The organism is Novosphingobium mississippiense (assembly GCF_044029535.1).
Lineage (GTDB): Bacteria > Pseudomonadota > Alphaproteobacteria > Sphingomonadales > Sphingomonadaceae > Novosphingobium.
Window position 1 is genome coordinate 1,527,803 of record NZ_CP147001.1, and the last position, 12,908, is coordinate 1,540,710.

General features: G+C 64.1%; 11 protein-coding genes. All 11 read right to left on the reverse strand.

The annotated features are described in order from the left end of the window. Positions 1–17 precede the first annotated feature (17 nt). The gene (rnr, locus tag WBP06_RS07145; protein WP_395333249.1) at positions 18–2,285 is read right to left on the reverse strand and encodes a ribonuclease R; all 2,268 of its coding nucleotides are present in this window, start codon (positions 2,283–2,285) and stop codon (positions 18–20) included. Positions 2,286–2,400: 115 nt separating this feature from the next. After that, on the reverse strand, positions 2,401–3,246 hold the full coding sequence (locus WBP06_RS07150; protein WP_395333251.1) for a sulfite exporter TauE/SafE family protein: 846 nt from the start codon (positions 3,244–3,246) through the stop codon (positions 2,401–2,403). Positions 3,247–3,433: 187 nt separating this feature from the next. Further along, entirely contained in the window at positions 3,434–4,789 is a 1,356-nt protein-coding gene (locus WBP06_RS07155; RefSeq protein ID WP_395333253.1) for a M20/M25/M40 family metallo-hydrolase, read from the reverse strand. A 50-nt stretch (positions 4,790–4,839) separates the two neighbouring features. Further along, positions 4,840–5,424, reverse strand: coding sequence for a DUF805 domain-containing protein (locus WBP06_RS07160; protein WP_395333255.1), 585 nt, complete (start codon positions 5,422–5,424; stop codon positions 4,840–4,842). A gap of 34 nt (positions 5,425–5,458) precedes the next feature. Beyond that, positions 5,459–6,997, reverse strand: a complete 1,539-nt coding sequence (proS, locus tag WBP06_RS07165; RefSeq protein WP_395333257.1) for a proline--tRNA ligase — start codon at positions 6,995–6,997, stop codon at positions 5,459–5,461. Between the two features lie 99 nt (positions 6,998–7,096). Further along, on the reverse strand, positions 7,097–7,654 hold the full coding sequence (gene phaR, locus WBP06_RS07170) for a polyhydroxyalkanoate synthesis repressor PhaR (protein WP_395333259.1): 558 nt from the start codon (positions 7,652–7,654) through the stop codon (positions 7,097–7,099). A gap of 107 nt (positions 7,655–7,761) precedes the next feature. Then, the gene (alr, locus tag WBP06_RS07175) at positions 7,762–8,820 is read right to left on the reverse strand and encodes an alanine racemase (protein WP_395333261.1); all 1,059 of its coding nucleotides are present in this window, start codon (positions 8,818–8,820) and stop codon (positions 7,762–7,764) included. Next, a complete protein-coding gene (locus WBP06_RS07180) occupies positions 8,795–10,441 on the reverse strand; it encodes an MFS transporter (RefSeq protein ID WP_395333263.1) in 1,647 nt (548 codons plus the stop codon). Before WBP06_RS07180 ends, alr begins: the two co-directional genes overlap by 26 nt. A gap of 44 nt (positions 10,442–10,485) precedes the next feature. After that, the gene (locus WBP06_RS07185) at positions 10,486–10,929 is read right to left on the reverse strand and encodes an iron-sulfur cluster assembly scaffold protein (protein ID WP_395333265.1); all 444 of its coding nucleotides are present in this window, start codon (positions 10,927–10,929) and stop codon (positions 10,486–10,488) included. Continuing rightward, complete coding sequence (locus tag WBP06_RS07190; protein WP_395333267.1) at positions 10,926–11,456, reverse strand: CvpA family protein; 531 nt, start codon at positions 11,454–11,456, stop codon at positions 10,926–10,928. Before WBP06_RS07190 ends, WBP06_RS07185 begins: the two co-directional genes overlap by 4 nt. A 72-nt stretch (positions 11,457–11,528) precedes the next feature. Continuing rightward, positions 11,529–12,896 carry a DNA repair protein RadA gene (gene radA, locus WBP06_RS07195; RefSeq protein ID WP_395333269.1) on the reverse strand — a complete coding sequence of 456 codons (1,368 nt, stop codon included), beginning with the start codon at positions 12,894–12,896 and terminating at the stop codon, positions 11,529–11,531. Between the last annotated feature and the right edge of the window lie 12 nt (positions 12,897–12,908).

Below are 12,908 nucleotides of genomic sequence, written 5' to 3' on the forward strand. Positions count from 1 at the left end.
GATCGGAGCCGATTGCCTCACTTCTTCTTGCGGCCCTGATGGCGGATGTTGTTCGGACGGCCACGCTGGCCGACGAAATGCTTGCCCTTCTTCTTGAGCGGCTGCGGTTTCCCGCGCTGCTCGATGCGACCGCCACCTTCTTCCAGCTCGAACTTCAGCGCGCCGGTCAGCGGATTCGCCTCGGCCAGCCGCAGACGCAGAATCTGGCCGACGGCATAGCTGGTTCCAGTGCTCTCGCCCTCAAGGACCTGCGCCTTCTCGTCATAGGCGAAGCGCTCATCGCCCAGGGTTGAGACCGGGACGAGGCCGTCACCGCCAAGGCCGATGATCGTTGCGAAGAAGCCGAACTTCTGCACGCCGGTAATGCGCGTATCGAATACGTCCCCCACACGGGCCGAGAGCCATGCGGCGACATAGCGATCGATCGTCTCGCGCTCTGCCTCCATCGCGCGGCGTTCAAAATTGCTGATCGCCTCGCTGACGCGGCCGAGATCGTCGCGATCACGCTCGGACAAGCCGGACAGCGCGGGAATATCGCCTTCCGGCTTCGGCTGTTCCAACCCATAGGCATCGACCAGCGCGCGGTGGACCAGAAGGTCGGCATAGCGGCGGATCGGCGAGGTGAAGTGCGCATAGGAGCCCAGCGCCAGGCCGAAATGGCCTTCGTTGCGCGGACCGTAATAGGCCTGCGTCTGGCTGCGCAGCACCGCTTCCATGATCAGCGCCTTCTCGCTCTCGTCCGCGATGTCCTTCAACATGCGGTTGAACAGGCCCGGCGTGATCACCTGACCCATCGCCAGCTTGCGGCCGAAAGTGGCGAGATAATCCTTCAGCGAAGTCAGCTTCTCCCGGCTCGGCGTCTCGTGGACGCGATAGACGACCGGCGCGACCTTGGCCTCCAGCGCCTTGGCGGCGGCGACGTTGGCGGAGATCATGAAGTCTTCGACCACGCGGTGCGCGTCGAGCCGTTCGCGGATGGCGATTTCGGCGATGCGGCCCTGATCGTCCAGCTTCACGCGGCGTTCGGGCAGTTCCAGTTCCAGCGGATCGCGCGCCTCACGCGCCTTGGCCAGCAGTTTCCAGCACGCCCAAAGCTGCTGGAGATGATCGGCGGCCCGGCCCTCATCGATGCGGGCCTGCGCCTCTTCGTAGGCGATCACTTCATCGATGCGAACGATCGCGCGCGTGAAGCGCCATTCGGTGACTTTGCCCTGCCCGTCGATCTTCAGGTGGCAGGCCATCGCCGCGCGGTCCTCGCCTGAACGCAGCGAGCAGACGTCGGCGCTCAAGACTTCGGGCAGCATCGGCACTACGCGGTCCGGGAAATAGACCGAGTTGCCGCGCCGCCGCGCCTCGCGATCGATATGCCCGCCGGGGCGAACGTAGAAAGAGACGTCGGCAATGGCGACGAGCGCGTCGAAACCACCCTGATCGTTCGGGGCCGCCCAGATCGCGTCGTCATGGTCGCGTGCGTCGGACGGATCGATGGCGACGATGGGCAGATGCCGCAGATCTTCACGCTTTTCGATGCTGAGTGGCATCTTCGCAGCGCGCTCCGCCTCGGAGATGGTATCTCCGTCGAAATGGTTGGGAATGCCGTGCTTGTGGATCGCGATCAGGCTGAAGGCCTTGGGCGCCAGCGGCTCGCCCAGCACTTCGGTAACCTTGACCGAAGGCCGCGCGGAACGACCGATCGGTTCGGCCAGCACCAGTTCGCCCTTCTCCGCACCGCCAAGGTCCGAGATGGGCGAGGAGTTGCGGATTCGCTTGTCGACCGGGGCCAGCCAGGCCTTGCCGCCGCCATCGATCTCGACCACGCCCAGCATCTGCTCCGAGCGAAGCATCAGCTTTTTCATCGGATAGGCACGCCATCCGGTGGGAGTCTCTTCGGTGCGCGCCAGCACGCGATCACCCTTCTTCAGCGCGGAACGGCCCTTCTCGATCAGGCGAATCCGTGGCGGCGGCGTGGCATCGTCCGGCGTCCACGTATCCGGAATGGCGATGGGTTCCCCCTCCTCCACCTCGACGATGCGCAGCACGGTCACCTTGGGAAGGCCGCCCATGCGGTGGAAAGCCGTGCGCTTGCCGTCGATCAGGCCTTCCTCGGCCATGTCCTTCAACAACGCCTTGAGCTGGATCTTCTCCTGCCCCTTCAACCCGAAAGCACGCGCGATCTCTCGCTTGCCGGCGGGTTCGGTGGCGTTCTGGATGAAATCGAGCACCTGCTGGCGCGTGGGCAGACCGGGCTCATGGCGCGGTTTCGACGTCTTGGGCGTCTTGTTCATGGGGCGAGGCATAGCATCGCACTTGGCGGCAAACGAAGGCAATTACAATATCAGGTTTGGCCGTACCAGTTTGGCCGCGCCCGCATCGGTAGCTCGGCCAGCGTTACGCTTCGCCTCAGTGCACGGCCTCTTTCGCCACCGCCTCGATCGGCGAATTCACCTTCTCCGCCATCTGGGACTTGATCATCAGCTGCCAGGAAGAAACGGCCAGCACACAAGCCAGCAGCGGCTGCAGCACCTTGTCCGGCGCGTGGGACGAAAGATAGCTGCCCACGATCACGCCGGGGATGGAACCGATCAGCAGATTGCCCAGCAGCACCAGATTGACGTCGCCGATGATCCAGTGGCCCGCGCCCGCGATCAGCGCCAGCGGCACGGCATGGGCGATGTCGGATCCGACCAGCCGCGAAACCTGCAGGCGGGGATAGAGCACCAGCAATACGGTAACGCCGATGGCCCCCGCGCCGACCGAGGAAATCGACACGGCAAGACCGATCACCGCACCCAGAATGATGGTTCCGGTGGCAACCTTCCCGGCGGGAACGGGCGGCTTGTTTTGCGAGATGAAACGCATCAGCCACTTGCGCGATGCCACGGCCACGGCGGTGACGAACAGCAGCAGCGCCAGCGAAAACAGGATCACGTTCTCGGTCGATTTGCCGATCTTGCCGACATAGGCCAGCACCAGCAGCGTCACGATCGCGGTTGGGATGCTGCCGGTCGCCAGGCGACGCACGATGGTCCAGTCCACCGTTTCGCGCTTTCCGTGAACGACGGAACCGCCGATCTTGGTAATCGCGGCGAACAGCAGGTCCGTACCCACCGCCGTCTGCGGATTGACGCCGAACATCAACACCAGCAGCGGGGTCATCAACGAGCCGCCGCCAACGCCGGTCAGACCCACGAGCACGCCGACCAGCAGGCCTGCAACCGCGTGCATCATGTCAAAAGGGTGGGTCATAGGCCGTTAACTCTTTCCAATGCCCTGCAAGGCACGTGTCGGGCATTGTGCCGACCATGATGCGCAAGGAAAGCCGCGGCTCTCCGGAACGCACCACAAGTCGCTACCCTCTCAAAATCGGATTTTCTACTCATTCACTAGAGAATGACAATAGGCGCAGGATAACCATCTTGATCCGGATTGATGCCTATTCCGGAGAGCCAAGAGGAGTATAGCCGCCGCCCGGTACGGCAGCGGCGACCGGGCTTTCGCTGCCGTCAGCAGCTATCGAATTCACGCCCAGAATCCAGTCGTCGCCACGCAACCCGTCGAGTTTAACGCTCGTCGCAGCGGTTTTTGCCACGACCGGCTGCGCTTCCCACTCGCTCGCGTCCGTCCTGCGGCGCCAGACCGAATAGGCGACCGCACCCTCTACAGGCTTCCAGGTGACGTCGGTCCAGGTCTTCACGGCGGCGTCGGCAGTGGGGATCGGCGGCATCGGCGCCTTGGCCAGCGCAGCCAGCGCGGCGATGTTCAGACGCGTGACGCGGGCAAGGTAGGGGAAATCCATCTCATCAATGGTGTCGCCGTACTTCTTGCCGTTTTCAACGCGCAGATCCTGATGCTGATGATCGTAATCCTCGATCGCGACCGAGAAGCGCACAGCAGGATTGCCCTGTTCCAGGAAGGGAAGCTGATCGCCACCCCTGCCCATGCGATCGGTGCGCCACACCTGCCGGACTTCCATCTTGTACTGCACGCCGCCGGAAAGGCCCGCGATGAAGCGCGAGATGTTGCGCGAAGGGCTGTCGTTCTCGCCCCCGAACCGACGCGCGTCGGCGCGGGTCTTGTCAGTGGCATCGGCACGCGGGCCTTCGGAGAACAGACGTACGTGGGTATCGTCCACCAGCCCGTCAGCACCGCGCGTACCGCCGACGATGTCGTTGTTCAGCACGGCCTTGACCGTCCAGCCCTGCTTCTTCGCATAGTCTGCCAGCAGCTTGCCGCCGTAGAGCCCCTGCTCCTCGCCCGAAAGCGCGGCATAGACGATGGTACCGGCAAACTTGCGCTTGGACAGCACTCGCGCGGCTTCCAGCACCAGGGCGGTGCCCGAACCATCGTCGTTGGCGCCGGGCGCGTCGCTCTTGATATCCATCACATCGGTCACGCGGCTGTCGATATGGGCCTCGACGATCACCACCTCGTTAGGGCGTTCGGTACCGCGCTGGATGGCGACGACATCGACCATCTTCACCGGCGACGGGATGCGCGTGCCGCTGACCATGCTTTCGGGCATCACCACTTCCAGGCAGCCGCCGCAGGCCTTGGAGGTCTTGCGGAACTCATCCGCCGCCCAGCGGCGCGCCGCGCCAATGCCGCGCTTGGGGTCGGTGTCCGACGACAGCGTATGGCGGGTGCCGAAAGAGACCAGCTTCTCCACATCCGCATGCATCCGGGCTTCCGAAACGTCCGCCGTCGATGCCGGAGCGTCAGCCGCCATCGCGGCGATCGGACTGAAAATGCTGGATGAAAGCGAAAGCGCGACCAGGATCTTATTGTTCATGACGCGCTTTTCGGGCCTTGCGCCCCGCTTGGCAAGACCCGAGCCTGCGATCAGAACCGAACTGGCGCTGCTCCATAGCGATTGGCGCTGGGCGTCGAAGGCCACACGCCGAAGACGATCACGATCAGAAGCGCCGCCCATCCCATCAGGCTGGCGCCGACGAACTTGGACTGAAACCCAAGAATTCCGGCCGGATCGGCTTCCGACATCCGGCTCATCGCGCCGATGATTTCGTCCATCTTAGACCAGATGAGCGCCTTGGAGGCAAAGGACAGAGCCAGGGCAATCAGTGCGATCCAGCCCGGCCGGTTCGAATCGTGCAGCCTGCGCATGAAGGCCGCAAGCAGCAGAAGACCGGCAATGACCGACACCACCGCGCTCAACGTCATCGAAGTGCGCATATAGCCGGCCATCTGTGCCATCATGCGGGCCTGAAGCTCCGTTTCCGATGCACCCTGCTGCGCCGCGCTGAAGGCCCCGCGCATCATGCCGCCCATCATCGGCATGGAGATCAGCATGCCGGCGGCATACTGGATGATGAACAGGAAGAGGACGTAGAACCAGAAGGTCTGCCGCGCATCGCGGCCCTTGAAGTTCAGCAGGTTCGACAGGTTGTACTTGATCGATCCCAGCACGCCCTCTTCCTTTCAGTTCATGGATTGAATCGCATCAGTAGGAACGCGCCACGTAGATGCGCTCCACCGAGGGGCGCCCGGTGAACACGCAAGTGCCGCTAACCGGCTCCTCACCCAGCGGCGTGTTGCGCATGGTCAGCTTCAGCGTCTTCAGCTTCTGCACCACGGCTTCCAGTTCCGCGCCGGTGGGGCGCGCCCATTCGACTTCGACCCAACCCGGATAGCGCTTGTCTTCCGAAAAGAACGCCGCAAGCTCGTCAAAGCTGCCAAGGCGGGTGACGTTGGCGTCGCGACGGTTCTTGGCTTCCGCATAGAGCGATGCCTGGAAGTCCTCGATCTCTGCCGCGGCGCGGGCGATGAAATCGTCCTTCGCCATGCCGACGAAGTTGGCCTTGGCCGCATCGTTCCACAGCTTGTCGCGGCGCAGCATCGAAACCTGCCCGCCCGCAGCATCGCGGCCGCCGATTTCGAGGATGAGCGGCACGCCCTTCTTCACCCAGGCCCAGCGCTTCTGCGTGGCCTTGCCCGGGCGCTTGTCCAGCAGGACGCGCACGGATTCGCCGAGGGCCGACTGCTTGACCAGCGCCTTGCGCAGTTCCTCGCAATAGGCGAGCAGCGCGGCGTCTTCATCGTTGTCGCGCAACATCGGCAGGATCACGATCTGGTGCGGCGCCACCATCGGCGGCACGCGCAGACCATCATCGTCGCCATGGACCATGATCATGCCGCCCACCATGCGGGTGGACGTGCCCCAGCTGGTGGTGTGCGCGTACTGCTGGGTGCCTTCCTTGTCCTGGTACTGGATGCCCGAAGCCTTGGCGAAGCCGGTGCCCAGATAGTGCGAGGTGCCGGCCTGCAGCGCCTTGCCATCCTGCATCATGGCTTCGATCGAGTAGGTCGACACCGCGCCGGGGAAGCGTTCGTTCTCCGGCTTTTCACCCGCGATCACCGGCATCGCCAGCTCGGTCTCGGCAAAGTCGCGATACATTTCGAGCGCGCGCAGCGTCTCTTCCACCGCGTCTTCGCGATTGGCGTGGGCGGTGTGCCCCTCCTGCCAGAGGAATTCGCTGGTGCGCAGGAACATGCGGGTGCGCATTTCCCAGCGCACGACGTTGGCCCACTGGTTCACCATCAGCGGCAGATCGCGCCACGACTGGACCCAGCGCGCCATGGCGGCACCGATCACCGTTTCCGAAGTCGGGCGGACGATTAGCGGCTCTTCCAGCTTGGCTTCGGGATCGGGCACGAGGCCACCTTTGCCGTCACCGATCAGGCGGTGATGGGTGACGACCGCCATTTCCTTGGCAAAGCCTTCGACGTGCTCAGCTTCTTTGGAAAAGAACGAAAGCGGGATGAACAGCGGGAAGTAACAGTTGGTGACGCCCGCTTCCTTGATGCGGTCATCCATCAGGCGCTGGATGCGTTCCCAGATGCCGTAACCCCATGGCTTGATGACCATGCACCCGCGAACACCGGATTCCTCAGCCATTTCAGCTTCGGAAATCACTTCCTGGTACCACTGGGCGAAATCGTCCTCGCGCTTGACGGAGAGGGCGTGGCGAATGGCGGACACTGGGGCTCTTCCTGCTTGCATCGATGCGGGCGGACCATCCGCCGCATTCGGGCCCGTCGCACCGGAAATCACCGGCGCATCGGGCCCTTGCGCAGACCCTTATTTGCCCAGCGCGTCAAGCCTCTTCTGGATTTCGGCCATCTGGTCGCGCAGCGCGGCAAGGTCACCCTTGTCTTCGGTGGGCGCAGCCTTGGGTTCCGGCTTTTCGGCGCCGGGCATGAAAGCGGCAGCGGCGGCCTTGAACATCGCCATGTTCTGTTCGGCCAGCTTGGCCAGCGGATTGTTGCCCAGGCTATCTTCGAAAGCCTTGTGCAGCTTGGTCTGATTGGCGCGAAAATTGTCCATCGACGCTTCGAGGTAGTGCGGCACCAGCGACTGCATGGAATTGCCGTACATGCTGATCAGTTCGCGCAGGAAGTTGACGGGCAGCATCTGCTCGCCGTTCGATTCTTCTTCCATGATGATCTGCGTCAGGATCGTGTGGGTGATGTCGGTCCCGGTCTTGGCGTCGAGAACTTTGTAGTTCACGCCTTCGCGAGTCATTTTCGCAAGATGGTCAAGCGTGATATAGCTTGAAGACCGAGTGTTATAGAGGCGCCGGTTAGCGTATTTTTTGATTATTACGGTATCGTCTTCGTGCGAACCCGCTTCTGGCATGACCAATCCCCGATTATCCTGGGCCAACCCCCAATTGATTTAGGGCTACACGATACCACTTAGCATTGTCGCAACGCAACACAATTTGCTGCGCAGCAAAATCCGAATCAGCGTCCGAAACGGCGGCCAAGCATGGTCAACAGTTCGTACTGGGACAGGCCCGACACCGCAGCGGCGTCGGGCAGCGCGTATTCCGCGGTCACCCAATCACCCTCCCTGATATTCGGCGCGGCGGAAAGGTCGATGACCGTCATGTCCATGCTGACGCGGCCCAACACGGGCAGATGCAGGCCATCGGCATGGAAGACACCCTTGCCCGACCAGCAGCGCAGATAACCGTCGGCATAGCCGATCGCGATCGTGCCCACCCGCATGGCATGGGGTGCGACGAAGGTGGCGTTATACCCCACGGTTTCGCCCGCCGGGACTTCGTGCACTTGCAGCACGGCTGCCTGCGGGCGGACGACCTGCCGCAGCAATGGCGCCATCTCGCTGCGCGGGACACCGCCGTAAAGCGCGATGCCGGGGCGCGTCAGATCGCCGTGATAATCGGGGCCGAGTGCAATGCCGCCGCTGTTGGCCAGGCTGGCGCGGAGATGCCGCACCGCGCCGCGCGCCTCGTTCCAGCGGGCGCACTGGCGGGCATTGAGATCGGTTTCCTCTTCGGCGGAGACGAGGTGCGAAAGCAGCACGTCGATATCGAGCGCCTGCACCGCCTCGTTGCCCAGTTCGGTCAGCGATACGCCCAGACGGTTCATGCCGGTATCAACCATCAGGTGGCAGCGCCCGCCGCCTGCCTCCGCCCAGCGCTTGGCCTGCGCCAGCGAATTGAGCACCGGCACCACGCCCGATGCGTGCGCAAATGCCACGTCGCCGTCGTTCAGGGGACCATGCAGCACGGCGATGCTGGCAGGATCGGCAAGATCGGCCAACTCGGCCGCCTCACGCCAATGGGCGACAAAGAAATCCCGGCAGCCCGCCTCATGCAGCAGCGGCACGACCTGCCGCGCACCAAGCCCATAGGCGTTGGCCTTCACCGCCGCTCCAGCCCGTGCCGCGCCCGACAGATCGTTCAGCGCACGCCAGTTGGCGATCAGCGCATCGCGATCGATGTCGAGACGAAGGGCAGGCGTGGGAAGGTCAGGAAACCCAGGAACTTTTAGCATGGTCACCGTAATCGCGCGGGGGGCCGCCCCGCAGGCCCCAGAGCGAGACCACGAGGGCGAGAGCGACCACCCCCCAGGTGTACCAGAGGCCCTGATAGGGGTTGCCGCTGCTGGCGACCATGTAGCTGGAAATCAGCGGAAGGAAACCGCCAAAGTACCCCGTGCCGATATGATAGGGGATCGACATGGAACTGTAGCGGATCCGTGGCGGAAACATTTCCGACAGCAGTGCGGCCACCGGGCCATAGGTCGCGCCGGAAAGCGCCATCAGCACCAGCAACACACTGCCGATGATCAGCGCTTCGCCGATGCCGGGCCGAACCTTGGCGAAATCGTATCCGGATTGGGCCAGCCAGTGCTGCAGCATCTTGCCACGCGCTGCCTTGTCTGCCCACGGATACTGTTCGAGAGGAAGCGGCCTTTCGCCGACCAGAATCTTCAGTTCCGGCGCTGCCGTCAGCTGGTACGATACGCCCGTGCCGGCAAGATCGCCGAGCAGTCTGGCGCAGGGCGTGGACTGTTCGGATCTGAAGGGGTTGTAGCTGCAATTGGGCCCGGAGACGAAGACCGGGGCCTGCTCCGCCGCATTGGCAAGGCCGGGGTTTGCGTAGGCACCGATCGCCCAGAACGACGGGAACAGCAGCAGCAGCGTCAGCACATAGCCCATGACGATCGGCTGCTTGCGGCCGACCCGGTCGGACAGGCTGCCGAAGATCACGAAGAACACCATGCCCAGCGCGGCGGAAATGCCCACGATCAGTTCCGCGCTGGTATCCTCCATCCGCATGGCGCTTCTCAGGAAGCTTAATGCCGAAAACATGGCGGTGTACCAGATCACCGTCAGCCCGGCGGCGATGCCGAACAGCGCGATGAAAATGCGCTTGCGATTGCCCGGATAAGTGAAACTTTCCTTGAACGGATTGCCGGATACCTCCCCTTCTTCGCGCATCGCCTTGAAGACGGGGCTTTCGGAAAGCTGCAGGCGCATCCACAGCGAAACGCCCAGCAGCACGATCGAAAGCACGAACGGCAGGCGCCAGCCCCATGCTTCCCAGGTCGCGGCGCTCATCACCGCCTTGCAGGACAGCACCACGATCAGACTGAGCACGAAACCGCCGACGACGCTGGCCTGGATGAAACCGGTGTGGAAACCACGCCGATGCGGTGGCGAATGCTCCGAAACATAGATCGCCGCGCCGCCATACTCGCCGCCGAGCGCAAGGCCCTGCAACACGCGCAGCAACAGCACGATGGCCGGCGCTGCCATGCCAATGCTGGCTGCGGAAGGCGTCAGGCCGACACCGGCGGTGGCGATGCCCATGAGCGTCACGGTGACAAGGAACGTATACTTGCGCCCCAACCGGTCACCCAGAAACCCGAACAGAGCCGCGCCCAGCGGCCGGAACCCGAATCCCACCGCGAAGCCCACCCAGACCAGCAGCGTTTCCAGCGTGACGTTACCCGCCGGGAAAAACGTCTTGCCGATGACGGCGGATAGCGTGCCGTAGATGAAGAAGTCGTACCATTCGAACACGGTGCCCATCGACGAGGCGGCGATCACCAGCCTGATGTCGGACGCACTCGGTTCCCGAGCCTGCGAATGCTGCACGGCTTTTGCCATTCCATCCCCCCAAGGCCCGCTTCCCCCCGGGCCGCCCGCGCAATCTAGCCGTTAGCAGCCCTCCCGGAAAGCGCCGAGAGAGCAGCCTTCCACGGCAGCATGACGGCACCGTGGCGCGCCGGATAATCCCGCGCCGCAGCGATCTGCGAAAGACCGGGCCATTCGGGCAGCGGCGCCTCTCCGCCAAGCCAGCGGGCAATGTCCTGCGCGGCGGCAGCGAGGTCTGCCTGCGTGCGCCCTTGCGCGGCATCGGCAAAGATCGCGGCCGCGGCCTGGCCGATGGCGCAGGCCTGGCTGCGCACGCCGACCCGCTCCACCCTGCCCTCGCCATCCAGCGCAAGGCCAAGCGCGATCGTGCTGCCGCAACTGGGCGAGCGCGCCTCTGCCTTGAACGGAAGATCACCGTCCCAGCCATGCGCCGCCAGCCTCACGGCAAGCCCCAGCACTTCGGGCGTGTAGAGTACCGCTGTCGACACCGGCGCGCTCAAGCCCCGCTGTCCTGCGCCGCCTCGGCCGCGTGCGCCTCACGCCGGCGTTCGGCCAGCATCTTCACCAGCGCTTCGCTGCTGGCATTGATGAAGGAATAGGTGCGCGCCTGCTTGATCCAGTCCGGCCGGCCGGCCGCGCCCCAGATCGTGTCGTAGCCCAGCACCAGGATCGAGAAGCCCAGCACGGCGATCAACACACCCTTCACCGCGCCGAAGCCGAAGCCCAGCACGCGGTCGATCGGGCCCAGCAAGGAGGCCCTGCTGGCGCGCCCCGCCCAGTTCGCCACCAGCTTCACTGCGGCAAAGGGCACCAACAGCAGGATGGCGAAAGCCAGCACCGGCGTGGCAGACCCGGTGCCGGTGTGCGGTTCCAGCCAGTGGACCAGCGGCGTATGCATCGTGCGGATGGCGATGACGGCGAAAACCCAGGCGCCCAAGGCAAGAATTTCCTGCACGAAACCGCGCATGAAACCCGTTATGGCGCCGACGCCGACGATGACGAGAACTGCAATATCGAAACCGGTCATGGTATCCGCAAAACTAGAGCCTGCATGGCCGAAGAGGAAGTACCGAGAACCCCTCCGGCTTTGCCGCAGGCTCTAGGCATCTGCCAGAATACGGTCAACGAGGTTGGGCAACATGGAAAGGCCCGTGAATTCCAGCCCCTTTTCGGGCTTGGCGGTCGCTACCGGGCCATAGGCGCGACCGAAGCCCAGCTTGGCCGATTCGCGCTGTCGGATCGATGAATGGGCGACGGGACGAATCTCGCCCGCCAGCGAAACTTCCCCGAACCAGACCGTGTTCTTCTGCAAGGGCCGGTCCCCCAGCGCCGAAACCAGAGCCGCCGCCACCGCAAGGTCCGCTGCCGGATCGGCCAGTCGATAGCCGCCCGCCACGTTCAGGTAGACTTCCGCGCTGGAGAAATTGAGCCCGCAGCGCGCCTCCAGCACCGCCAGCAGCATCGCCATGCGGCCCGAATCCCAGCCCACGACCGCGCGGCGCGGGGTGGCCCCGCTCTGCAATCGCACGATCAGGGCCTGGATCTCGATCAGGACCGGCCGGGTACCTTCCATCGCCGCGAAGACCGCGCTGCCCGCCATCGCATCCTCGCGGCCGGACAGGAACAGCATCGAGGGGTTGCCCACTTCGGCCAACCCGGCGCCCTCCATCGCGAAGACGCCGATCTCGTCCACCGGGCCGAATCGGTTCTTCAGGCTGCGCAGGATGCGATACTGGTGGCTGCGCTCTCCCTCGAAGCTCATCACCACGTCCACCATGTGTTCCAGCACGCGGGGGCCGGCGATATTGCCGTCCTTGGTGACGTGGCCGACGAGGATCAGGGTGACGTCGTTTTCCTTGGCATAGCGGATCAGTTCGAACGCGCAGCCGCGCACCTGGCTGACCGTGCCCGGGGCACCCTCGATCGTGTCCGAATGCATGGTCTGGATCGAATCGATCACCAGCAGCGTCGGCGCCTCCATCATCCCCAGCGTCGTCAGGATGTCGCGCACCGACGTGGCCGAGGCGAGCTGGATCGGCGCTTTCGACAGACCAAGGCGCTCCGCCCGCAGGCGGACCTGCCCGGCAGCCTCCTCGCCGCTTACATAGACTGCCGTGCTGCCCGAATTGGCGATGTGCGCGGCCGCCTGAAGCAGCAAGGTGGATTTGCCGATGCCCGGATCGCCGCCCAGCAGGATCGCGGAACCGGGAACGAGGCCGCCGCCCAGCGCACGGTCGAACTCGGCAAGGCCGCTGGCGCGGCGCTTGGGCAGTTCGCCCGGGGCATCGAGCGGCGTGAACAGGATCGGCCGGCCGCCGGACGATAGATCGTGCTTCGAAGAGAACACCGTCTGCGGCGCCTCTTCGGCCAGCGTGTTCCACTCTCCGCAATCGGCGCACTGGCCCTGCCAGCGGGTGGTGACGCCTCCACAGGCCTGACAGACATATCGACGTTTGGGCTTTGCCATGACGCATCGATT

Excerpts from the sequence above, each read along its gene's own strand:
- WBP06_RS07190 (WP_395333267.1), bottom strand. The coding sequence starts at position 11,456 with ATGACCGGTTTCGATATTGCAGTTCTCGTCATCGTCGGCGTCGGCGCC.
- WBP06_RS07180 (WP_395333263.1), bottom strand. The coding sequence starts at position 10,441 with ATGGCAAAAGCCGTGCAGCATTCGCAGGCTCGGGAACCGAGTGCGTCC.
- WBP06_RS07150 (WP_395333251.1), bottom strand. The coding sequence starts at position 3,246 with ATGACCCACCCTTTTGACATGATGCACGCGGTTGCAGGCCTGCTGGTC.
- rnr (WP_395333249.1), bottom strand. The coding sequence starts at position 2,285 with ATGAACAAGACGCCCAAGACGTCGAAACCGCGCCATGAGCCCGGTCTG.
- radA (WP_395333269.1), bottom strand. The coding sequence starts at position 12,896 with ATGGCAAAGCCCAAACGTCGATATGTCTGTCAGGCCTGTGGAGGCGTC.
- phaR (WP_395333259.1), bottom strand. The coding sequence starts at position 7,654 with ATGCCAGAAGCGGGTTCGCACGAAGACGATACCGTAATAATCAAAAAA.
- alr (WP_395333261.1), bottom strand. The coding sequence starts at position 8,820 with ATGCTAAAAGTTCCTGGGTTTCCTGACCTTCCCACGCCTGCCCTTCGT.
- WBP06_RS07155 (WP_395333253.1), bottom strand. The coding sequence starts at position 4,789 with ATGAACAATAAGATCCTGGTCGCGCTTTCGCTTTCATCCAGCATTTTC.